Origin of the sequence: Solibacillus sp. FSL R7-0668 (assembly GCF_038006205.1) — a bacterium.
Classification (GTDB): Bacteria; Bacillota; Bacilli; order Bacillales_A; family Planococcaceae; genus Solibacillus.
Window position 1 is genome coordinate 1,976,159 of sequence record NZ_JBBOUU010000001.1, and the last position, 23,224, is coordinate 1,999,382.

The 23,224-nt window shown below is 36.7% G+C and carries 20 protein-coding genes; 6 read left to right on the forward strand and 14 right to left on the reverse strand.

The genetic code is table 11. The features are described from left to right. Window positions 1-2: 2 nt before the first annotated feature. Window positions 3-1,247 carry a right-handed parallel beta-helix repeat-containing protein gene (locus MKX47_RS09620; RefSeq protein WP_340773450.1) on the reverse strand — a complete coding sequence of 415 codons (1,245 nt, stop codon included), beginning with the start codon at window positions 1,245-1,247 and terminating at the stop codon, window positions 3-5. 966 nt (window positions 1,248-2,213) lie between these two features. Here MKX47_RS09620 and MKX47_RS09625 point away from each other — a divergent pair. Continuing rightward, window positions 2,214-2,861: an HAD hydrolase-like protein gene (locus tag MKX47_RS09625; protein WP_340773452.1), complete on the forward strand. Its 648-nt coding sequence runs from the start codon at window positions 2,214-2,216 to the stop codon at window positions 2,859-2,861. 30 nt (window positions 2,862-2,891) lie between these two features. On the opposite strand, the gene MKX47_RS09630 is transcribed toward MKX47_RS09625, so the two are convergent. Beyond that, window positions 2,892-3,266 (reverse strand): rRNA methyltransferase, encoded by a 375-nt coding sequence (locus tag MKX47_RS09630; RefSeq protein ID WP_340773455.1) that lies wholly within the window; start codon window positions 3,264-3,266, stop codon window positions 2,892-2,894. 489 nt (window positions 3,267-3,755) lie between these two features. On the opposite strand from MKX47_RS09630, the gene MKX47_RS09635 reads away from it, so the two are divergent. Then, window positions 3,756-5,129 (forward strand): nucleoside-diphosphate sugar epimerase, encoded by a 1,374-nt coding sequence (locus MKX47_RS09635; protein WP_340773457.1) that lies wholly within the window; start codon window positions 3,756-3,758, stop codon window positions 5,127-5,129. A gap of 37 nt (window positions 5,130-5,166) precedes the next feature. On the opposite strand, the gene MKX47_RS09640 is transcribed toward MKX47_RS09635, so the two are convergent. The 5 genes from MKX47_RS09640 to MKX47_RS09660 all read right to left on the reverse strand — a co-directional run bounded on the left by MKX47_RS09640 (window position 5,167) and on the right by MKX47_RS09660 (window position 10,277). Beyond that, window positions 5,167-6,867: a sensor domain-containing protein gene (locus tag MKX47_RS09640; RefSeq protein WP_340773459.1), complete on the reverse strand. Its 1,701-nt coding sequence runs from the start codon at window positions 6,865-6,867 to the stop codon at window positions 5,167-5,169. 264 nt (window positions 6,868-7,131) lie between these two features. Continuing rightward, window positions 7,132-8,655 (reverse strand): methyl-accepting chemotaxis protein, encoded by a 1,524-nt coding sequence (locus MKX47_RS09645; RefSeq protein ID WP_340773461.1) that lies wholly within the window; start codon window positions 8,653-8,655, stop codon window positions 7,132-7,134. Between the two features lie 198 nt (window positions 8,656-8,853). After that, the gene (locus MKX47_RS09650; protein ID WP_340773464.1) at window positions 8,854-9,024 is read right to left on the reverse strand and encodes a transcriptional regulator; all 171 of its coding nucleotides are present in this window, start codon (window positions 9,022-9,024) and stop codon (window positions 8,854-8,856) included. Then, window positions 9,021-9,179 carry a transcriptional regulator gene (locus MKX47_RS09655; protein ID WP_340773466.1) on the reverse strand — a complete coding sequence of 53 codons (159 nt, stop codon included), beginning with the start codon at window positions 9,177-9,179 and terminating at the stop codon, window positions 9,021-9,023. Before MKX47_RS09655 ends, MKX47_RS09650 begins: the two co-directional genes overlap by 4 nt. Window positions 9,180-9,335: 156 nt before the next feature. Further along, a complete protein-coding gene (locus MKX47_RS09660) occupies window positions 9,336-10,277 on the reverse strand; it encodes a tyrosine recombinase XerC (RefSeq protein ID WP_340773468.1) in 942 nt (313 codons plus the stop codon). Window positions 10,278-10,562: 285 nt separating this feature from the next. Between MKX47_RS09660 and MKX47_RS09665 the strand changes: the two genes are divergently transcribed. Then, window positions 10,563-11,984, forward strand: a complete 1,422-nt coding sequence (locus MKX47_RS09665) for a sugar phosphate isomerase (protein ID WP_340773470.1) — start codon at window positions 10,563-10,565, stop codon at window positions 11,982-11,984. A gap of 172 nt (window positions 11,985-12,156) precedes the next feature. On the opposite strand, the gene MKX47_RS09670 is transcribed toward MKX47_RS09665, so the two are convergent. Continuing rightward, window positions 12,157-12,558 carry a hypothetical protein gene (locus MKX47_RS09670; RefSeq protein ID WP_340773472.1) on the reverse strand — a complete coding sequence of 134 codons (402 nt, stop codon included), beginning with the start codon at window positions 12,556-12,558 and terminating at the stop codon, window positions 12,157-12,159. A gap of 42 nt (window positions 12,559-12,600) precedes the next feature. Then, complete coding sequence (locus MKX47_RS09675; RefSeq protein WP_340773474.1) at window positions 12,601-13,470, reverse strand: tyrosine-type recombinase/integrase; 870 nt, start codon at window positions 13,468-13,470, stop codon at window positions 12,601-12,603. A 173-nt stretch (window positions 13,471-13,643) separates the two neighbouring features. Between MKX47_RS09675 and MKX47_RS09680 the strand changes: the two genes are divergently transcribed. Continuing rightward, window positions 13,644-14,441, forward strand: coding sequence for an enoyl-CoA hydratase/isomerase family protein (locus MKX47_RS09680; protein WP_340773477.1), 798 nt, complete (start codon window positions 13,644-13,646; stop codon window positions 14,439-14,441). Between the two features lie 70 nt (window positions 14,442-14,511). Here MKX47_RS09680 and MKX47_RS09685 read toward each other — a convergent pair whose 3' ends face one another. Continuing rightward, on the reverse strand, window positions 14,512-15,330 hold the full coding sequence (locus MKX47_RS09685) for a hypothetical protein (RefSeq protein ID WP_340773480.1): 819 nt from the start codon (window positions 15,328-15,330) through the stop codon (window positions 14,512-14,514). Between the two features lie 156 nt (window positions 15,331-15,486). On the opposite strand from MKX47_RS09685, the gene MKX47_RS09690 reads away from it, so the two are divergent. After that, a complete protein-coding gene (locus tag MKX47_RS09690) occupies window positions 15,487-16,644 on the forward strand; it encodes an aminotransferase class I/II-fold pyridoxal phosphate-dependent enzyme (RefSeq protein WP_340773483.1) in 1,158 nt (385 codons plus the stop codon). Window positions 16,645-16,707: 63 nt separating this feature from the next. Here MKX47_RS09690 and MKX47_RS09695 read toward each other — a convergent pair whose 3' ends face one another. Beyond that, complete coding sequence (locus MKX47_RS09695) at window positions 16,708-17,937, reverse strand: AI-2E family transporter (protein WP_340773485.1); 1,230 nt, start codon at window positions 17,935-17,937, stop codon at window positions 16,708-16,710. A gap of 76 nt (window positions 17,938-18,013) precedes the next feature. Further along, on the reverse strand, window positions 18,014-18,955 hold the full coding sequence (locus MKX47_RS09700; RefSeq protein WP_340773487.1) for an LCP family protein: 942 nt from the start codon (window positions 18,953-18,955) through the stop codon (window positions 18,014-18,016). Between the two features lie 169 nt (window positions 18,956-19,124). On the opposite strand from MKX47_RS09700, the gene msrA reads away from it, so the two are divergent. Then, a complete protein-coding gene (gene msrA, locus MKX47_RS09705) occupies window positions 19,125-19,640 on the forward strand; it encodes a peptide-methionine (S)-S-oxide reductase MsrA (protein WP_340773489.1) in 516 nt (171 codons plus the stop codon). A gap of 42 nt (window positions 19,641-19,682) precedes the next feature. Here msrA and MKX47_RS09710 read toward each other — a convergent pair whose 3' ends face one another. Together MKX47_RS09710 and recQ are read right to left on the reverse strand one after the other, a co-directional pair. Further along, the gene (locus MKX47_RS09710; protein ID WP_340773491.1) at window positions 19,683-20,930 is read right to left on the reverse strand and encodes a helix-turn-helix domain-containing protein; all 1,248 of its coding nucleotides are present in this window, start codon (window positions 20,928-20,930) and stop codon (window positions 19,683-19,685) included. 261 nt (window positions 20,931-21,191) lie between these two features. Continuing rightward, window positions 21,192-22,955, reverse strand: coding sequence for a DNA helicase RecQ (recQ, locus tag MKX47_RS09715; protein WP_340777775.1), 1,764 nt, complete (start codon window positions 22,953-22,955; stop codon window positions 21,192-21,194). Window positions 22,956-23,224: the final 269 nt, after the last annotated feature.

Below are 23,224 nucleotides of genomic sequence, written 5' to 3' on the forward strand. Positions count from 1 at the left end.
TTTTATTTACATAAAATGGTTGAAAACACGGATTCATTTTTGAAGCGATTATCCGTCGTTACTTTTTTAGAGATATTCATATGTTCTTTAGAGCTACATCTTAAATACGTATTGCTGGAAAATTCGATATTGCGTGTATGATTCTGAATGGTAACTTCTCTATAGCCTTTGTTGGAACGATCATTAAAGGTAAATTTATTAGCAATAATCAAGATATTCTCGGCTCCGCCATTATCAATACTTGCTCCACCTAAAATAAGACCCGCCTTTGTGTTTTTAGAAACAAAATTATTTCTTACGACAATATTTTTGGCGGAAAAACCTTCTTCTTCACTTGAGACTGAAATTCCGAAGTCATTATTGATAACATGGTTTTTTTCCACGACGATGTTTTGTGCGCCATCAATATAAATACCTGCCGATGATCCCGAGCCTTCATAAGCCGGATTGTTTGCAGAAGACATATAGGAAACTAAATTATTTGAAATCACGCCATTGCGCGCATAATCTATACATCCATCTCGATCACAAGCACCGTACCGGCCAGCAGCATCAATGCCGATATTATTGTTGTTGGTCAATATATTTTTATCAATGACGAAATTTTCTATATTGCCACTCAACGTTAAGGATTCACTACGACCGAGCGTTAAATCAGATAGTTTGTTGTTTGTTATTCGAATATCTTGAATGGGCTGTGGGTCATTACCGTATACAATAATGCCATGTGCATTCCCTTTTTTTGCATAATTCGCAATGTGATGAATGTTATTTTCTGTGATGTCAATATTTTCATTGTGTCCTCGTACTAAAATACCTGCTGGAAAGGATTCTTGAGAGTCGGCTTTCACATTTCGTATTTCAAAGCCTTCTATTCGAATCCCTTTCGAGTCTTTAATTTCAAACCCGGCTCTTTGTTTAGGCGTGATTTCTAAGCCTTCAGCATCGATAATCGGTGTTTCGTTCTGAAAATTTTTAATCGTTATCCATTGACCGTCTGCTGCCTCTTTATTCGAGATAACAACCAGTTCTTTGTAAGTACCTTCACGAACAAATATGACATCACCTGGTTCAGCTCGATTGACCGCATATTGGATGGATTGCCAAGGTGAACTATATGTACCTTCTGATTCGTCACTTCCATTGGGTGCAACATAATACGATGCTTGTACGGTTTCTATCGTTATCAAAAAAATAGCAATCGTAAGCATGTAACAAAAAAAGAAAACCGTTTTCCTATTTAACATTTAATTGAAATGCCCCCTTCTTACTAGCCTATTTAATGCAAAAAATTACCCATTAGTATATTTAGAAAATCAAAAATAACGATTTATGTTGAAATCTATCTGCCATAAAACTTAACCTTCTCCTCTCAAACTTTTTTCTAAGTAAGTTGACCCATTTCAAATTCTCAAGCTGAGCAAAAACATGTTGAACCGTGCGGAAAAATGCCCGTTTCGATTTCTTTTTTTGCTATTTGAAATAGTTTTAATCATTCTAGTTACGTTTGAGTATTAATTACAAAGGTTAAAATTAGGTTAAAAAATTGAATTAATTTGAAAAAAATAAATATTTGGGTAATCACAAATATCTTTATAATTTCGCAAATAAAACCCAAAAGTCGCAAATATATAACCACACATCAAGTCAATACAGAAGATGATTACGAAAATTCAACTCCATGTTTCAATGGTGTTTCATAAAATCGAGTATTTACTAGTACATTACGAGTTTTCCTCTAAATCGATTAAAATCCTCTCTCGAATGTTTATATTCTGTTTATTAGCTTATATAATCCAATTGAACAAAATCTGAACACATCAAAAAATAGTAAGGTAATTGGAGGATTTAGTTGATAAAATTGTATTAAGAGCATTTTTAGGAAAAGTTATTGTAGGGGAGAGTGCCATTTGTACTTGCTATGACTGCATTTGGCTTCCTCAAATAGAAAAAAAGAAAAAATTAAAAAATATAGAATCGTTTTGAAAAAAGAACAGCGTGAAAAAGAGGCGTTGATTCCATAATCTGAATCAACGCCTCATTGTTTTAAGCCAAATAAAAAACACCTGGTGACCAAACCAGATGTTGCACTGCATATGATTCTTCACAACAAGAATCTTATTGCCAAGGTTGTGAATTTTCTTAAATTGCTATCATTTCCTTAGCTTTTACGTCATAGCTAATAAATACACGCCAAAAGGATGGATACAGATATGAAACAAGCGATTATTTTTGATATGGATGGTACACTTTTTCAAACAAATTACATATTAGAACCAGCGCTAGCCGCAACATTTGACTATCTACGCGAACAAGGACTTTGGAAAGGTGCTACTCCGATTGACCAATACCGCAAAATTATGGGTGTACCATTAACGGTTGTTTGGCAAACATTATGTCCCGAGCATGACAAGTCGCAGCATCAGGAAAGTAACCGTTATTTCCAACAGGCATTAATCGAACAAATTGAAAATGGGACAGGTTCATTGTATGAGCAAGTTGAAGAGACCTTGAATCAATTAGCTGCGCATTATCCCCTATATATCGCAAGCAATGGTCAAATGCCCTATTTACAAGCGATTGTAAAGCAATATAAGTTAATGAAGTGGATAGAACGTGTTTACAGCATCGATACGGTTCCATCTGGTAACAAATCCGAGCTCGTTGCGAATGTCATAAGAGAAAATAGCATTACTTCAGGCTTCGTTGTCGGGGACCGCGCTTCCGATATAAAAGCTGCACAGGATAATGGCTTAACGGCGATTGGTGTACATTTTGACTTCGCACAGCCTGAAGAATTACAGCAGGCGGACTTTGTCGTGAAGTCATTCGCAGCAATTGTTCAAAAAATCCGTGCATAACAAACAACGATACTTTGTTGAATGCCATAGCTAACGTTCAATACGATAACGCCAATGGGCATGCTTAACATCATTAACATTAATATATGCGACGCTCGCCTCAATGCAATCATTTAAATTTAAGTCCTTTGCATGTGCAAAGTCTTTTAGGCATTGCAAAAGCTCCTTATCACATGTTGTACGGAATTCAATGCGATCTTTGGGACGATTTTTTTTATTAAAGCTAATGACACCAGCTTCAAGTAAATTACTATAGCCATTTTCGAGCAAGTAGCTAATATGGGTATCATGTGTTTCGGCCATTTGCTTAAGCTGCTCGAGTAGACTTGCGCTAATGCGGGTTTTATAACGCATGCGCGATTCATCCGCAGTTTGAATAAGTTTTCCGTTATGTATTTTCCACATAGGCACGCTCCTATTCTAGTGAAGTTTTCCTTTATTATAGCAAGAAAAACACTCCTTATGGGATAAGGAGTGTAAAGTGTAAAGTTACGATCGAGTTGTTCGTATTCAGTTGTCATCATCATATTTCGTACATTGTTTAACGTCATTGATCCTGCTTGAGCTGAAATCTTTTCATGAAAACCTAAGTTCGCGTATGCATTTCACTCGTCAATTGCCTGACATCTTTCGAAAATCTTCGTTAAAGCATTTTACTTCAATCGTTTTAAATAAATTGTAACGCATATCTTAATGGTCCAAAAACGCATACAACGAAGCTAATAGAAATCATAATACAAAATTTTTAGGTGTAAATCATTTATATAAAGTGATCGTAACTTTACTACAATTAGAATACCCCGTATAAACATCAATAAACCTATTTTGTAAAAAATATTTTTCATTTAGCAATTATCTTAAGAACGTATATAATAGAAGGACTGGAGGTGCCTTATGCTTAAAATAAAAAATATAGAATTTATGAAAGTATTGTACGATGATGCATTAGCACAAAATATTTTTTCCATCGCAAATATTACATTTTCAAACTATGAAACAATCAATGGCGCCCTTCTCTACTGGCAACAAAATCATTCAAAAGAGCCCTATACAAAAACAGGTGATTATAAATTCTTTTACGATTTAGCCAAAGCCCAATATTTTGCATCGGTAAAGTTTCCAAAGGATTGTGAGCTTACGCGTGACCAGCGTCAGGAGCTTGCCTATATTTTACTGGAAGAGCGCGGCGCCATCGGAACATACAGCTTTCTTTCAAAAAAGCCAAAAGTTCAATTTCATCTAAAAAAGGCATTTGAGGCCATTCTATTTCCAAGTGACTTCGATGTAACGCATTTTAATTCATTAGCCATCCTTCGCGCATTAGAGGACGGAGACGAAGCCGTTTACGAAATGCTGCCGTATGACCGTGCATTTATTAATTCCTATTATAGCTGGCTGCATTTAGCCTCGCAGCAGCATCATAGCAAATTAGTACCGTATTTAGGCTATATTCCATTTACGTATCTATGCTATGCCAATCCACTATTATCGGAGCAGTTTTTAATCGAGCATTTACAGGATGTCAATTTAGAAGCGCTGCAGCATAATAAAAGTGTATTAACCCGCCTTACAACAAGCTTCAAACGTTATTTAATCGATGAATTATTAAAAAACAAAAAGCATATTCATCCGGATTTTGTGGATCAAATAGATGATTTGATCGAAAGTAATGTTTTTTATCGCTCATTTGATATTGTGTACTTACCTGAAGCAGATGAAATACCGATTATGGACTTACAATACTTCGAGTACGACCGAGGACAATACAAATGGCCGGGCAGTGAGCATTTAGTAAAAGGAATTCCCTCATTAAAAAGTCAAAAATACGACCGCTATGGTGATATGCGCCTGACAAACAATGAGATGGACGACAAGTTTGCTAATCTGTCAAAGACCCAGCAACAATTATTTACAGCCGTATCCGAATTACACTGGATCAATCGCTACAAAAACGAAATCAATTGGTCGTATGTCTGTCAATATAATGAACATTTAACGGAAGATTTTTTAATGGCCCATATCAAATATTTAGATTTTGAAGCACTTGGTCAAAATACAGATATTGCGGTCAATACAGCATTTTTAGAAAAGTACATTCATCGTTTCAACCATTCGAAAGTAGTGCCATTAATTATTCGCCATTTGACGGAGGATTTCTACTTGTCGCATAAGGACCAAATCCAAGTCAATATCGATGTGCTTTACAAATATATCGAAAGCATTGATTTAGAGGAGTTTGCCCGCATTGAAAGTCATTTGAAACATTAAAAAAGGAGTGTCCCTCATGCTACGGGACGCTCCTTTTTTAATGTTTAGCTATGAATGCGATAAGCTCTTGTAATGGGAGTGGATCATTTAAGTATAAGCCTTGTACGAATGCACAGTTTAACTCTTTTAAAATGGCTAAGTCTTCCCCATTCTCGACTTTGGTCGCAACTACTTGTATGTTCAGTGCGTTTGCCAATGAAATAATGGCCGCAACCATCTTAGCGTTAGCTGGCACAAGATTTAGTTCATGTGTGAAGGATTGATCGATTTTTAGTAGGTTAATCGGAATTTCACGTAAATAGCTCAGTGATGAATAGCCCATACCGAAATCATCAACGGAAATGGAAATACCCATTTCATGTAATTGATTGATTTTATCATATAATTGTAGATCTGTATCTAATAAGCTTAACTCCGAAATTTCGATTTCAATGTAGTGAGGCTCGAGCTGAGTTTCCTCTAAATACGTCGTTAAATCAACAATAAAGTTCGTATCTTTTAAATAATCCGTAGATAAATCCACTGAAATTTTAAAATCATCCGCCACATATGGTTTGAGCTGTGCCATCTGTTGGATTGTATGTTTTAATGTATATTGATCAATTTCTATAATTAAGCCACATTGTGCTGCAAATGGTAGAAACTCCACCGGATTCATTTCACCATAATCCTCATCATGCCAATAAATAATTGATTCGGTTCCAATGATTTTGCCTGATTGTAAATTATAGGTTGGCTGGAAACGTAGTTCAAAAATGTTTTCACGTAATGCTTTATGCAGCTTCGTTTCTAATATTAAAAACTGGTCATTCGAACCACGCATTAATTTTTTATAGACACTAAAGCTATTGCCTTTTTTCGCTTTCGCTGCGTACATCGCAACATCTGCGGTTTTTAATAGCTTCGATACATTTTCTCCATGATCCGGATACACACTAATCCCAAGGCTGACGCTCGCATAAAATTCATATTCATCGAAGACAAAGCTTGCTTTAAAGACATCCAAAATTTTCTCTGCCATCTCATTTACAAGTTTGACATCCTCTAAAATATATACAAATTCGTCACCATTTAACCGGTAGAAAGAGTTTGATTGTGTATCGATTTCTGTTAAACGTCTCGCCAATTCAATTAAAAATAAGTCGCCGATTTTATGCCCAAGGCTGTCATTAATATTTTTAAAACGATTTACATCAAAGAAGAATACCGCAAATTGATTTTTATTGCGTAAACCATTTGAAATTTCGTTTTCAATGCGTTTTGAAAGACTACGTCGGTTCGGTAAGCCTGTTAAATCATCATGATAGGCGATATGTGCAATTTTCTTGATGTTCTTTTGGGCTGTAATATCTGTTCGGATGGAGATATAGCGTTCTGGTTTTCCATTTTGGCCAAGGAACGGAACAATGGTCGTTTTTACCCAATAGAGCGAGCCATCTTTTGCACGGTTGCATACATCGGCTTGCCACGTTTCCCCATTCCCAATCACACGCCACATTTCTTTGAAAAATGATTTCGGGTGGTAGCCAGAATTTAAAATGCGGTGGTCTTGGCCGATGAGCTCTTCACGGCTATATTTCGAAATCTCGCAAAATTGATCATTTACTTGTAGAATGAGCCCTTTTTTATCTGTTACTGCAACAATTGATGTCTTATCAAGTGCAGCCTTTAAATCGACAAGCTGCTCATATGTAAATTCCATTGATTCAAGAATTTTCGAATCGGTCATTTTTTGCATGATAATCTCTCCAGTCCATTTAGATGTTAAAAAATAGGAATGTTCTTATCTATAAAATTATAAATCGATTTGCCTATTTTAGCCAATCTTTTATGAGAAATAGCACGAATATTTTATCGTCAGCAATATGAAATTCACAATTTTATCATATTCTTATAAGTGAAATGGCTATTCATTAAAAAAACTATTTCAAAAGAAATACTTTTAAAATAGTTTTTTATAATATAAATTAAAGGAACTATACGCAAATATCCCCTTCCAATCTTAGGGATGCACTTGATCTGTTAATGATTTTAGTTGAGCAGTGACGCCGTTTAATTGGGTAATTACCTGCTCTAAACTTTGCGAAGCGGTATGTTGCTGATGGGCAGAATCGGTAATGACACGAACCGTATGAAGGGATTGCTCGTTCATTTGTGCAATTTCATGGAATACAGCTAAAGATGATTGCGTTTGATTGACGACATCCTTTGTAGCAGTTGAAATATGATCGATATCCTGCTCTAATATTGAAATAGTCTTGTAGATTGTTTCAAAAGCATATTCACTTTCACGGATAAACTGATTCCCCTTATAAACTTCTTCCATACCGGTATTCATTTTTTGTGCGACATTCCCAATTTGAAGCTGAATTCCTTCCAATACATTGTCCATTTTAACCACCGACTCTTGTGTGCTTGATGCCAAATTTCGAATTTCGCTTGCCACAACTGAGAAACCTTTCCCTGCCTCTCCCGCACGAGCAGCTTCAATCGATGCATTGAGTGCCAATAGCTTTGTTTGTTCAGATATTTTATGTACAACCATTAAGGAATTAGAAATATCCTTCGAATGGGCTTCTAAATTTTCAATCAGATGCTTAATCGATGTAATGGTATCTGTAATGACAAGCATTTGGTTTGTTACAGCGGTTACTTTTTCTTTCCCTAGTGTGACCCTTTCAAGGCCATTTTTCGCATGATGCGTTACCTTTTCGGTGCGTTCATGAATGCTTGCTAATTGTACGATACTTTCCTCGTTTTGACGTACACTGATGTTCAATGAATGCGCTTCTGTTTCTGCGTTTTTCTGAAATTTTGCTAATGCCTTTGTAATATTAAGACTTGAATCCGCCGATGCAGCAGAATCGATGGCAATTTGTCCAGATAGCGCTTGTAAATGATGACTTTCTTCATGAATGAGACGCAATAATTGTTGCATTTGTTGCTCTGCTAGTGCATTATCCGCCGCTAAACGTGTTTCCACTTTGCGAGTAGATAGGATAACAATGCTTGTAGAAACAGCCGTCATCACTAAGTAAATGGCATGAATCATGAGCAGTGAAAAGCTATAGTCCTCAGTCCCACATAATAATTGCGGAAAGAAAAAATACCCAGATAAATGATGAACAGCAAAAATAACCGTACTGATAATAATGTACTTTATTTGTTGAAAACTGGCGATCATGGCCAACACCATAAAAATGGAGAAATGATATTCTGTTAAACCATCCCCACCAGCAATGATGGAAATACTACTAAATGTTAACGTGAGTGTCATGAATAATTGCTGTGCACCGTGCTGAATTCGGTATAGCCAAATCGTAACTCCTATTAAAATGAGTGGAATAACAAGTAGCATATTCATCATAAAATACAGGCCACCTGTAACATTCGTAATGCCTTGCAGTAATAAATAGCCGTCTAAAAAATGAAATTGACGGTGTAATAAATGAGTAAAGATGGATAATACGACAACAAATGTCGTGATAATCAGCATCGTTTTGGAGTTGTTGTGTTCTTTATTCAATTGTATCCCTTCTTTTATTGTTATAAATTACGTGGATTGGGTATAAAATCATGCTTATACATATTACTAATTTCCTTCAAAAAAGTAAAGTATCGTTTCTTATTACGTAAATTATATTCGAAAGTCTATCTTTTTCTAAATATGCCAAATATAAAAAAGTCATTTTACACTATTTTTAGGTAAAATGACTCATTATGATTATAAATTTGCAAGTTCGGATTTCCCCCTTTTCTCAAGCGCGTGAGTATGATAAGCAGATAATTGGTCTTGCGATAAATTGATAAGGAAATAATGGAAGTTAACGGGCTCTAAATGATGTCGCTCGCAAGCTTCTTTATAATTTTCGAAGCCGATTCGGTAATCCATCATTCGATTTCCATCTCCATTTCGGATGCATAAGTATTATAAGCTTGGAGCTGCTCCGATGATAATTGCATAACATAATAGCGGAAGTTAACAGGCTCTAAACCAAATTGCTCGCATTTCTTTACGTATACTTGATACCCTTGTTGGAACATTGTCATTGTTCGTCATCCCCTTTGTACTATAACAGTTTTTGTTTTGTGAGTTAAATATATAACAGTTATAGTACAGTGTCAATAAGTTTTCTGAAAAAAATTAAAAAAACACATGTAAGTCTTTGCAACTCGAAATGTGTTTTAGTTTACATAATCTTATTATTATAAACTATTGAATGGATTGTTTTTTAATACTTCTTGAATTTGCTCATCTTCAATATGTGTATAAATTTGTGTTGTTGCAACGCTGGAGTGCCCTAAAATTGCTTGCAAGCTCCGGATATCTGCTCCTGCTTTATACATCATTGTCGCCGAGGTATGTCGCAGCTTATGCGGTGTTAGTTTCTCCTTTGGTGTCACGCTATTTTGGTTGATTTGCTTGACGATTTTGGCAATCGTTTGGCGTGCAAAACGTGTTCCCTTTTGTGAAACAAATAGCGGCTCTGGTCCTTCCCCTTTATAGGGTTTGCGCTCCAGCAAATAATTTTCAAGCGCAGTCAAACAGGCATCGTTCAAATACACTTGTCGTTCTTTATCCCCTTTTCCGATAACTGTCAGCATCCGATCATTTATCGAATGAAGATTCAAGGAACAAAGCTCGGAAACACGGATGCCTAAATTCAAAAAGAACACCATCATGCAATAATCACGTGAGCTATGATGCTGATAATCAACGGCCCCGATAAATTGCTGCGCTTCTTGGAAATTCAAATAGACCGGCTGTCGTTTCCCAATTTTCGGGGTTTCTAAATGTTCAGCAGGATTCTCCTCCAGTAAGCGCCGTTTCCCTTTTAAATATTTGAAAAAGGACTTTAATGTAGCAACCTTGCGTGCACGCGATGCTGCCGAATTGCCACGCTGCACCTCACAATATTCCATAAATAAATATAAGTCCTCCAGCGCTAATTCTTTGATGCTATCAATCGTCACGTCAGAAATATCAATCTTATGTATGTTCTTCATATCAAGGTCCTGCTCGATCGCTTTAATAAAACGCAAAAATAAAATTAAATCATATTCATATTCTTTTCGAGTACGAGGAGATTTCCCGGTAATCGTCGTTAAGTAAATTAAAAAGTCTCGTAAATATTTTGGCAGTTTCATAGATATAAATCTCCCTTTCTAAGTTCAATTATAGCACGAAAAACGTTCCCAAATTTATATTTGGGAACGTTTTTAAAGAAATGGACGATTTTCGGTGAATTTTGGGAGAAAATAGCCCTTTTTAGGAACGTACATTCCCTTTTAGTGATTTCGCATTCAGACGAAGTGAAATAATGATTTGCGGGTGCTAGTGCGTCTCGATTTGTCTGAGGTGGATTTTACAGACGATGGCGAAAGGGGTTATTTTTGAGTGATTATCGGGAATATTTCAAAGGGGGTGATTCAATGCAATCTGTGGAAAGTCATTATATATTCTATTATCCATTTAATTATCGGCAATTTCATTTTAAAGAATTAACCGAAACTTTAAACAAAAATCACTTTTATCATTTTCGGATAAAGCAAGAAAAAATGCATGAAGCGCTATATGGACCCGATGTTCAAATTAACTATCAATTATTGGAGCAGTTCTACTTCCCTTTTATTGAGGAAAAATTGCTGAATGATCGTGTTTCGCTTGTTCACTTTAACCGCTTTTCAAAAGATATTGGAGAAACCGGCCATATGCAAACCAAGTTTTGTAATATTAAGTTTACATTGCATAGTGCTGATATTAATTTATGCCCTTTTGGAATTGGTATTATTGCGCTAAGAATTCAACTGCATGATGTTCCTGATGTAACAACCGCATTGTCGTTCGCCCATTTTTTCCGCGTGTTACTTCCTAAAATCGATGAAGAACTTGGTGCACAATTATTTTTAGGTGAGCTACCGTATCAGCATACAGAGCAGCTAATATTAGAAAAGATTGCACCATTTTTATCTTATTTCTTTATTGATTATCAAAGGCAAAAAGCGAGTGCAAGTAAAATGCCATTTTTTGAGGATGAGCGGATGTATGTCAGCGGCTTTATGCAAGTAGATCCTACAATTGTATTAACCGATGAGCTATTATACCGTGCGGGCCAATTGAATGGCTATGATGAAACAGGGGCGGCCTACATTTCAAGTACTAACCCTGATTATATTCGGGCATTTGTCGATGAACATTTGTATATGCGCTGGATGCCAGATTTTGCTATTATGACAACATTACAGAGCCATATGCAACTAACAACGATACAGGATGCACGCTTAGACAAATATTTGTGCAATTTTCATTCAATCTCGTATTATAATGTGCTTATCCACTATTTTTATAAGATGATGCTCCTAAAATTAGCGTTTGAACATAGTGAGTTGAAGTTTTCGAAGGATAAAGATATTGTCGAAGAATTGATCGAACAAATAACAAAATTTGCTTCACGTTACTACTTTTCTGAAGTATCAGTTCGAACGGAAGGGAAAGAAATGGCTCAGTTTTTCAGGAAAACATTTCGTATAGATGCCCAATATCGTGAAATCAAAGAAACGCTCGATGAACTCTATCGCATACAGGAAGATCGTTCGACGGATCGTTTAAATGAATTGATTTTTATTTTAACTGTGTTTAGTATGATTTCAGGTATTTATGGTATGAATCTTGTCATAGATAAATTAGATAAGCCTTTTGAATTTTCGAATGTTTGGTCATTTACATTTTTTGAATGGGTAGCCTTTCTATTAACTATTGTCGGTCTTGCGATATCCATTCTATTAGTTGGGAACCAAATTCGAAATCTATTAACAAGCTATATTGAACGCAAGCGCCGCGCACGAAGTCAATGAAAAAGCAGCTTCGTTTTAAGGAACGAGGCTGCTTTTATTATTGCCCTACAAACATCTTATATAAAATAAAGAGGGTAATTATAAGAAGTGTAAATTTAAGTACTTTACTTACAATTTTAAAGATAAGCGGAATGAAAATAAACAGCAAAATTAAAAGAATAATAACTTCCATTTATACAAATAACGTTAACGTTTGACCGTTACGCTCTACTTTCCAATTTGATGAAACGATTGTTCGAATTTGCTGTTCGACGTCTGCGGATGCAGGAACATTTCGCAAGCCGTTCCCCTCCTCTAATGTATCGTATTGCTCTACCGGAATATGAAAGCGCATATGCAAAATATTACGCAAGCCATTAATCGTTAAAAATTTGATGGTATAAATATCCGTGTAGGCTTGTTTGAATGTATCAAAATCCGTATCATAAAGGGATTTAAGTACTGAAAAATCAAAGCTTTCGTCTATTGGAAAAGTAATCTCATTTTCTTTCAATTGCTCACTAACTTGCTCAAATGAAAGAGCATGAGCTTTTAATAGTTCAATCCCATAAGCCTCCATCATCGAAATGGCCATCGTTCGTTTCCCCCTTCGTTGTTTTTTTCTATTGTAACATAATTATTTTCCGTTATGGTTAAATCTTTGTCCGCGCTCATCTAACACCCATTTCCGAGCATAGCCAAATTGCTTGTATAAGTCAAAGTCCTCGGATTTCTTGAGTTCCTCTTGAATCGCATGATAACGCATATTGGTAGCGGTTACTTTAAAGCCAAGCTGTTCAGACATCGCTTTATAAATTCGCTCAACTGTTTTTACGCTAATCGGCTCCCCTAGCTTATTACCAACTCCGAGCCAAATATGTGGCGAATGCTTCGGGAGTGGCATAAAGGCATTTGTATGTAGCTGGTAGCGTTGTAAAAGTGCAAATAGCTCCTTTGAAATAGGTAAAATGCGGAATGACTTCGACGCGATTACAGTCAATTCCATTGTTTCTTCATCAAGATGCTTCCATTGCATACGCACAAGTTCGGCTGGTTTTAAGGCGAGTTCGGCAATTGTATAGACAATCGCGGTGTTGCGCAATGCAAGCCAGGCATGTTCTTCATTCAATGCAATATCATATTGATGCGGCCAAAAGCTTAGCGCCTGCTGCAACTGCTTTTTTGGTAAAACAGCCAGTACGGTCGGTTCTTTAGCAAGCTTTTGCAAATACTGTTCGTTATAAACGGTAATGACCCCACGCATTTGTAGGAAGAGTAAAAATTGGCGAATTGCTGCGAACTTACGGTTGACCGAGTTCGTAGATGAATACAGTGCTTGAATTTCTGCTGTATAGCTTTGTAATGCTTCATTTATATTCTCTGCATTTTTGGTAATGCTCGCAAATTGATTGGCATCAATTGTATATTGTTTCACGGTATGAAAGGATTTATTCAATGACCTTAAATAGGCTTCAAACGCTTGAACATTCGGTGTGAAATCAAGCATATTTCTTCACTCCTTTGCCTTTATTGTAGCATGTACGACGTTGTAATTTGAAATATGTGTAATCAAAAATGCTTAAACAATACGCATTTTTACTCGAAAATTCTAAATTGCATGTTACTTGCTATCAAAGTAGGCTATAATGAGCGATAAAGTGAAGCTTAGGAGGAAAAACAATGCAAGTACGAACGACAAGACTTGAGGCGGAAGAAGCTAAAATTATTTATCAAGAAACAGCGGGCCTTGCAATTATTACGATTCATCGTCCACAATTAAAAAACGCATTAACGGCTAATATGTGGGATCAATTAGCCAAAATCGCATTAAGCACATTAGAAAATCCAAAAAACAAAGTATTATTACTACGTGGCTCTGGTGAAAACTTCACAGCAGGCTCCGATATTAAAGAATTCAATTCCATTTCCTTAGAGAAGGCCGAAGAAGCATTCATACATATGGAGCGTACGATTTCAACGATTGAAAATTTACCGATTCCTGTGATCGGCGTCATTAATGGTCCTGCAATGGGAGCTGGTCTAGAATTAGCACTTGCATGTGATATCCGAATTGGGTCAGATAAAGCAAAAATGGGAATCCCTGTTGGTAAATTAGGGATTACATTAAACAATAAATTTGCAAAACGCCTTGTCGATTTAGTAGGTCCATCTGCAACGAAGGATTTTGTCTTTACTGGCCGTATGTATAAAGCAGAAGAAGCATATAAAGCGGGTATGTTAAATTATTTAGTCGCAGAAAAGGATTTAAATCGCTTTGCTATCCGTATGGGGAAACTGGTAGCCGGCATGTCTCCAGATTCATTAGTAGCTGTCAAACGCTCGGTGAAGGAATGCATCGATTCAACACCAGCCTTATGGGAAGGTTCAACACCATTTGTTTCTCAAACTGATTTTGCGGAAGGCGTACGAGCATTTGTCGAAAAGCGTCAGCCACAGTTTACTCGTAAATTAAAATAATCCCAACCATCCACTCAATGCGTATACAAGGCTTGAGTGGATTTTTTGGTGTCTGTCAATGTCCACAAACCTAATGAGCATGGGCTTTCGTTTCGATGCCAAATACATAGATATCAATTTGCTCTGGCTCCATCTGAAAATGAACGAAAAAGCTGTCTGCTATCGCTTGCTGTAACGCTAAAATTTGCTCTGGTAATGAATAATTTACCGGAGCCCCTAAATAAATGCCAAATGAGATGCGCGGTACTTGATTGACGACACATTGCAAATGCTGAATGCGCGTCACATGAGGATCGGCTTCCACCACATGCTTGACAATGTCCATATAGACCGATTTGGCAATAGTAATCGATTGCTGATGAAAATCTGGACGTACAAGTGTCGTTTCACCAATCTTTACACGATTAGGCGCAAAAATATCCATGCCCCGCTGTATAAAGCGTTTGAAAAAGTTTTGCTCCACTTGGCGAAATGGAACCGGCATTAGATGCTGTCCTTGAATTTCTCGAACAAAACGCGCTCGCTGGATGTCCTTTGCTGAACGAATATCCTCGACTTGATAATAATGAGCAATATCTCCTAAACCTAAGCGTTCAGCAATTTTCTTCGTCATGTTCGTTGATGTGCCGATCAGTAAAATTGAAGGGATTTCGTATTTATGTAAAGCATTTAATACTTCTGTTCGATGTGACTCATCGTCAAAAATCGCACGTCGTACTGCACGTAATGCCGATTTCTCGAATTTTGCCGAAGTACCTGCTACCTTTTCGCCATCAATAATGAGTAAGCCATCATCAATAATTGCTCGAATCTGATGATCATGCGCAAATTGTAGTGCACTCGTGCTTTTTCCTGTGCCACTCGCCCCACTTAATGAATATATTTCCATACCCTGCCCCCTATTAAAAGTAGAAATTTGCTATTCTACCTCACATAAACGCTTTTGTGTAATGAATTAATTCGAAATTCTGATTTCCTCCCCATTATACTGTATGAGTATGATAAAATGGGGCTTACATTTGAAAGTTTTAAGGAGTGTTTTACATTGAATATCCAACCATCAAAAAAAATGTCTCTATTTGCCCCTGCAATTTTTGGAGACTTAAAAAATCACGCAAAATTACAACAACAAAAAGGAATGGAACTAATCGATCTTAGCTTAGGAAGCCCCGATATTCCACCAGCTGAAAACTTACGCCAAAAGATGTCAGAATTAACAGCACTTTCATCTTCCTACGGTTACACACTTACGGGTATTCAAACATTTAACGAAGCAGTATGTCGCTATTATAAACGAGTAAACGGTGTGGAGTTAACACCAGAAACAGAAGTGGTTCAAACAATCGGCTCACAAGAAGGTTTAGTTCATTTACCAGTCGCTTTCTGTGATCCTGGCGATATCGTCTTAACGACAAACCCAGCCTATGTTGCCTATGATGCCGGTATTCATTTAGCAGGTGCAACACCGTACTACATGCCACTAACTAAGGAAAACAACTATTTACCTGACTTAAAGGCTGTTCCTGAAGAGGTGTTACATAAGGCAAAATTATTGATATTAAACCTACCAGGTAATCCTGTGCCTGCGATGCCATCATTAGAATATTTTGAAGAAGTTGTTGCATTCGCTAAAAAATATAATATTATCGTGTTACATGACGCAGCCTATTCAGAATTCTACTTTAAAGGCGATGCGCCGATTAGCTTCCTAGCAACACCTGGTGCAAAAGAAGTTGGCTTAGAGATTAATTCCTTATCTAAAAGCTTCAGCCTAGCTGGTACACGTATTGCCTATATTGTTGGGAATGCTGAACTCGTCGGTATTATGAAGCAATTAAAATCAAACTTGGACTTCGGGATTTTCGAGCCAATCCAACAGGTTGCTGCGCTTGCACTTGATAACGCGGAAGTGGTGACAGCCGAGCTTCGTAAAACGTTCTCAGCACGTCATAAAACACTAATGGAAGGCTTACAGTCAATTGGCTGGGAAGTTGCCCCAAGTGACGGAGGGATGTTCGTTTGGGCACAATATCCACAAGATATGAACTGTGTCGACTTTGCATTTAAAGCCATTGAAGAAACAGGCGTTGTTATGGTTCCCGGAACAGTATTTGGCTCTGCCGGTGAAGGCTATATGCGTTTAGCATTAGTACAACCAGTTGAAACATTACAAAAAGCTGTCGCACGTTTAGCGACATTATAATAAAACGAAAGAGCATTCGATTTTGTGTCGAATGCTCTTTTTGGTTATTCCCTATTCATTTTGTTAATCCATATTTTCATAATGATTGGTATCGTCCGTTTGGAACCGATTATAACGTATTTTAAATAAACGATAAAGATGGGTTATGAGCACTTTAATGATCGCATAGCCAGGTATACCAAGAATAACACCAGGAACACCAAATAATGCGCCAGCTGTTAATAATACGAAAATAATCGAAATTGGGTGAATGCTTAGTGATTTCCCCATAATTTGTGGTGAAATAAATTTCCCTTCGATTAATTGAACAATTGTCCACACAATCGCTAATTTGATAAGCAGCCATGGTGAATTAACAATGGCAATAATTGCTGCAGGCGTTGCAGCAATCATAGGCCCTAAATAAGGAACCACGCTTGTAATCATCGCCAGGAAACCCAGTAAAAGTGCATAAGGCATACCAATAATTAAAAAGCCAATTGTCATCATGACACCAATGCAAAATGATACTAAAATTTGTCCTTGTATATAGGAGCTAATTTGCTTATCCATATCATGTAACACTGCACCTATTTCCTCACGCATGCGCGGCGGGAATAAAAACAAGATGAAGCGCGGCATCTTTTCGCCCTCATACAATAAGTAAAACGTAATAAATGGAACAATAACAAGTGACAGAACAAAGCCAGTTATAGCAGATACAAAGCCAGTAATACCTGAGGCGATACCTGTTGCGACCGCTGTTAGTGTTTCTTTTACTGTATTAATAAAGTCATCCGTAAATTTCGTCAAAAATTCATTATAGTTGAAGTTAATTTTCCCAAAATATTCATCAAAATGTGAGTTATTTAAAAACGTTATGATATCGTTCGCAAAGGTCATTAATACGAGCGGAAACTCTTGCACTAAGTTGGTAAACTGATCACGTAAGAATGGGAAAACTAATATAACGAGTAAAACCATTAACGCAATAACAACTAAATATAAGATTAAAATCGCTAATGCACGTGGTATTTTCCAATGTAAAAGTAACTTTAATGGTGGGCGCAATAAATAAAATAAGATAACACCGAGCACACCAGGTAAAATAATCATTTCAAATAAGACGTTTAATGGTTCAAAAATGAAAGAAATTTTATCGTACATAAAGATGATGCATCCAATAAGTAGGATGATCACAAGTAAGAATAATAAATTTTTCCCACCTAAAAAACGTATAAAATGCGATGCGAATAAATTTGATTTTTCTAGTGGTAATTTCTTACCTTTGTCTACTTCTCTTTCTCTTTCCAAAAGACCACCCCAACATATCGACAAAATTAAACTATATCAATTATTTTAGCATGAATATAGGCCAATGAACTAATAGTTACTCGGCTAAATTTAAAAAATCATGCAATATTTGTTTATTTTCATCGACATCAATTTCTAATACTGAACCTGCATGTCGATAGCTACCAAATGAATAGGTCCCCTCTGCCGGGATTGTTAGCTTCTCTACATTCATTGTTCCACCAGAAACTGCTTTTAAAACTGTTGATAACTGATCTTTACTCGTTAAATCGGTCGTAATATAACCTTCCGCTGCCCCTATGAATTTTGGCATATTGGGGAGATTTTTGGGAGAGATTAGCTCTTCCTTCAATGCTTCGATTACCTTTTGTTGACGTTCCACACGCCCAAAGTCCCCTTCAGCGTCTGAACGGAATCGTGCATAGCCGAGTAATTCCTTCCCATTCAGCTGTTGTAAACCTTTTTTAATTTCGACTTGAATGTCTCCACTCATATCCTTCTCAACATCCATCTCAATACCATTTGGTGCTAAAATGTCGATTAACGATTCAAAGCTTTTAAAGTCAATAATCGCATAATGATGAATGGGTATATCAAACATATTGTTTAATGTATCTTTTAATAAAGAGATGCCCCCTAAATAATAGGCTGTATTGAGCTTATAGGATTGATGTTCTGGAATGTCTGCATAGATATCACGCATGAATGATACAAGCTTCATATCGTTTGTATCACGGTTCCAGGATAATAGCATCATCGTATCGGAACGTGATTGCTCTTCCCCACGACTATCCACCCCTGCAATTAAATAATTTTCTACTGTTCGATGGTTTTCATCCGGCTCAAATTGTTCCTCGGGTATTTTCGTTTCCGATGCTAAATTATAACCGCTTTTGTATTGCATATAGCTATAGCCTAATAACCCAATAATAATGATCAATAAGCCAACAAATAGTGTGCGCCCTTTTCTTAATTTACGCTTCCTTTGATAACGTGCTTGACGTGGTTGCTCTTCCATAAGAATAACTTCCTTTCTATTTACATGAAGTATAGACGACATCAACTAAAATTAGTTGCAAAAATTTTGAATGATAAGATTGCTCATTGTAATAGCTCAAAACAGATTGCCTAAACGGATTGAACATGATAGGATTAGTATATTTATTAGCAGTTTGGAGTGTGTTTAGATGGAAAAGGCAACATTTGCTGGTGGCTGTTTTTGGTGTATGGTTAAGCCATTTGTAGAATGGGACGGTATTGAAAAAGTCACAAGTGGCTATATGGGTGGCCATATTGAAAACCCAACATATGACGATGTAAAGCGCGGTGATTCTGGCCATGTTGAGGTTGTTCAAATTGAATTTGAGCCAACAGTATTCAGCTATGAGCGTTTGCTTGAAATTTATTGGATGCAAATTGATCCAACTGATGCGGGTGGTCAATTCCACGACCGCGGTGAATCGTATAAAACGGTCATTTTTACACATAGTGACCAGCAACAGCAAGCTGCGCAAAAGTCCAAGCAGCAATTAGCTGACAGCGGTCGCTTTAAAAAACCAATTGTCACTGAAATCCAGGAGGCCTCTCTATTTTGGCCCGCTGAAGACTATCACCAAGATTATTATAAAAAAGAACAAGCGCACTATAAAGAAGACCGCGAAAAATCAGGTCGAGATACTTTTATAGATACGCATTGGAAATAATGAGGATAGCAGCGTTCCACTTAGGGCGCTGCTGTCTTTTTGTTATTTAAAAATAGTGTGAAAGGCTTCGTAAATAAATTTCTTATAAATGGTTTCAGGATAATCCTCTACTCCATTTTTGGCATAAATAATATCACGCTTTGCGGCTACCTCATCTTGCAAATGGAAATAGGCTAATGCACGGACCGCAAAATAACGATAATATTTCGCTAAATCAAGCGGATGATGTAAATAAGAAGGAATGACAAAATTAACACCAAGTTCAATTACTTTTTCATAGTGGTGCATTTGATATTGCGCATACATTTGTTCACCAAGAAAAATAGGATTTTTAAATAAAAATAAGCTTGTCTTTAATTTTTCTTTCGTTTGCTCAATGGTTGGCTCAACCTGATCGAACTGTAATTCGACATTGTTTAAATAATGTAAGTAGTTATACACATATAAAATGGTAATGGTAGGTTCATCTGCAAATTGTGATAAGAGACGTAGCTTTTCAATATATTGCTTGCATTTTTCATATTCCTCATTTGCAACCGATTGGATAAATAACAGCTCGTAAAAGCGATCCATCCGATAAAAGATTTGCTTTTTCTGTGCCATATCTAAAGCTTTTTGCAAATAATGATTGGACATTTTCACATCATCAACTGCTGAATATGAAATCGTCAAATTATAATACAAATCGAGACGAACAATTGGGTCAATAATTAGCTCATAAGGCATAATCCGCTCTTCGCCCTGTTTTAAAATCGCTAAAGTTTTGGCATAATTTCGTTGCTCAATTGCAGCTGCGCATAAATAGAAATAACAGCGTAACATTCGGCTATAGACATGAATTGCCTCGTACTGATCGATGAATTTCCAATATTCATCAAGTGATTTGGCATTATTAATGGTACGATTCATTAAAAAATATACTTCTCTTAAGCGAATTTGCTCGTAATTCGTTCCTTGAATTTTCGCTAAATGCGGTTCGATTTTTTCAATCATCTTAACGGTTAAAGATTGTAATTCCTCTGGATCACGAATTTTTTTTCGGCGCTCCATATCATCTTCAATATCTACATACAATTCACGTAGTAAAGTTAACGTTCCATCATCAATTAAATAGCTCACTTCTACGTTTAACTGTTGGGCAATGAAACGCAGGCTTTCCATCGAAGGCTTCGCTTTATCATTTTCAATTAAACTTAGCATGCCTTTCGTTAAACGGTCTTTTGCGAGCTCCGTTTGTGTTAATTTCTTTTGTTTTCTAAGTCTTTTGATGCGGGTTCCTAAAGTCTCCAAATTTCCACCACACTTTTTTATCTGAATATTCTAATTAAACTATGAATGCAACTTTTTTACAATAGCTTAACTTAAAGTTTAATAATTTAAACTTTAAAATCTCTAACACAGCAAAAAATGTCATGAAACACCAATTTTTTTGTTTTGTGAAATAATATTGAAATGAGGTGGCTTGAAGGATATAGTCATAATTTCTTATGGTAAAAGAATTTAGTAACCCCTATTTTAGTTTAAACGTTCAATAAAATGTTTAATAGGATATTACGAATTTGCAATAATAGCGTCGATAAATGTTTTTCCATATTTTTCTAGTTTCGTTTCACCAACGCCACTCACTTCTAAAAATTGTGTGCTATTTTTGGGACGACGCATACACATATCCTTTAGTGATTTATCCGAAAATACAACAAAAGGCGGTACTTTTTCACGGTCGGCAATTTCTTTTCGGATTTGGCGCAGCACTTCAAACAGTGGATCATTTGTATCGACCTGTGCTTTAATAATACGCGCTTGTTTTCGGAGTATGGTGCGTTTACTTAAGAGAACATCCTTCCCTAAATCGGATATTGCCAGCGTTGGAAATTGACCGTTATGAACAATAATTAACTTCTCCGCAATCAAAAATTCAATAAAGTTGGCAATTTCCTTTGCATTCATCGCTTTTAATATGCCATAAGTCGGTAGCTTATGAAAATTAAAGTCAGTCACCTTTTTACTACGAGAGCCGGCCAGAACGGATGCCGTGAGCTGCTTACCAAATTTTTGGCCCATCCGTACAATACAGGATAAAACCTTCTGTGCATCGGTCGTGACATCCTGCTGAGGACGATCATCGGTGCAGTTGCCACATTTACCGCAATCTGAGCTTGTTGGGTCTCCAAAATAATCAATGATATAACTTTGTAAACAGCGCTCTGTATGACAATAATCAATCATTTTATGTAGCTTCTCTAGCTCTAGCGGAATGCGCGAACGATCCTGTGCTTGGTCGATTAAAAAGCGCTGCGTTTGCTCATCAGAGGACGAATAAAGTAAGATACATTCACTTTTCAGGCCATCGCGACCAGCACGGCCAGCCTCCTGATAATAACTTTCCATATTACGTGGCATATTGTAGTGCAGCACGTAGCGCACATTCGTTTTATTAATTCCCATCCCAAAGGCGTTTGTCGCGACCATGACCTGTACTTCATCGTTTAAAAAGCGATTTTGCTCATAGGTGCGGTCTTCCTCAAACATCCCTCCATGGTATTTGCCAACGGACACACCCGCTCTAGTAAGCATTTCATACACGGCCTCCACTGATTTTCGCGTAGCTGCATAAATGATGCCGGCTTCATTAGGATTGGCCTTTACATATTGCTTAATATAACTTTCTTTGTTTTCACCTAGTAATACGGAGAACGCTAGATTTTCACGTGCAAAACCAGTGATGAATGTATTTTCCTTTTTAATCGAAAGTAGTTGCTGAATATCTGCACTTACTTCTTCTGTTGCGGTAGCTGTCAAAGCAATAACAGCTGGCTTTTGTGTCCATAAATTAGATAGGTTCTGAATCGAGCGATAACTTGGACGGAAATCATGCCCCCATTGTGAAATACAGTGCGCTTCGTCAATGGCTAATAACGGCACATTCATTTGGGCAAGCTCCATACAGAATCGTTCATTTTCTAATCGTTCAGGCGCAATATAAAGTAGCTTAATTTTGCCGCTACGCACCGCATACAATACATCTTGTACCTCTTCAAAGCTAAGCGAACTGTTGATAAATGCTGCTGGGATACCACTATTGGTAAGCATGTCTACTTGGTCTTTCATCAGTGAAATTAACGGAGAAATAACGAGTGTTGTTCCATCAAGGCACAATGCAGGAATTTGATAACAGAGGGATTTCCCCCCACCAGTCGGCATAATAACTAATGTGTCTTTGTTGTCTAATATATTTTCTATAATTTGTGTTTGGCCAGGGCGAAAAGAATCATAACCAAAATAAGTTTTTAAATGTTGTAAAGCTTGTGTATTCATAGTACCGTTACTCATCCTCCTCGAATCATCCAGTTCATCCTATTATACATGGAAATGAACGTTCTTAAAAGATGAATTAGTTTACATAATATTATTATTGGTATATTGTACCTTCTATATAACGGTTTTTGTGAAATTCTATTATAATATGCACGGTAAATACGAAAATTTCATTTAAAATAACCTGACATCTGCTAAGGTGTATTTTTGACTCTTGTAATTTTTCCCTAAAATAATTGAATCGAACTCAAATCTTAACAACAACATGG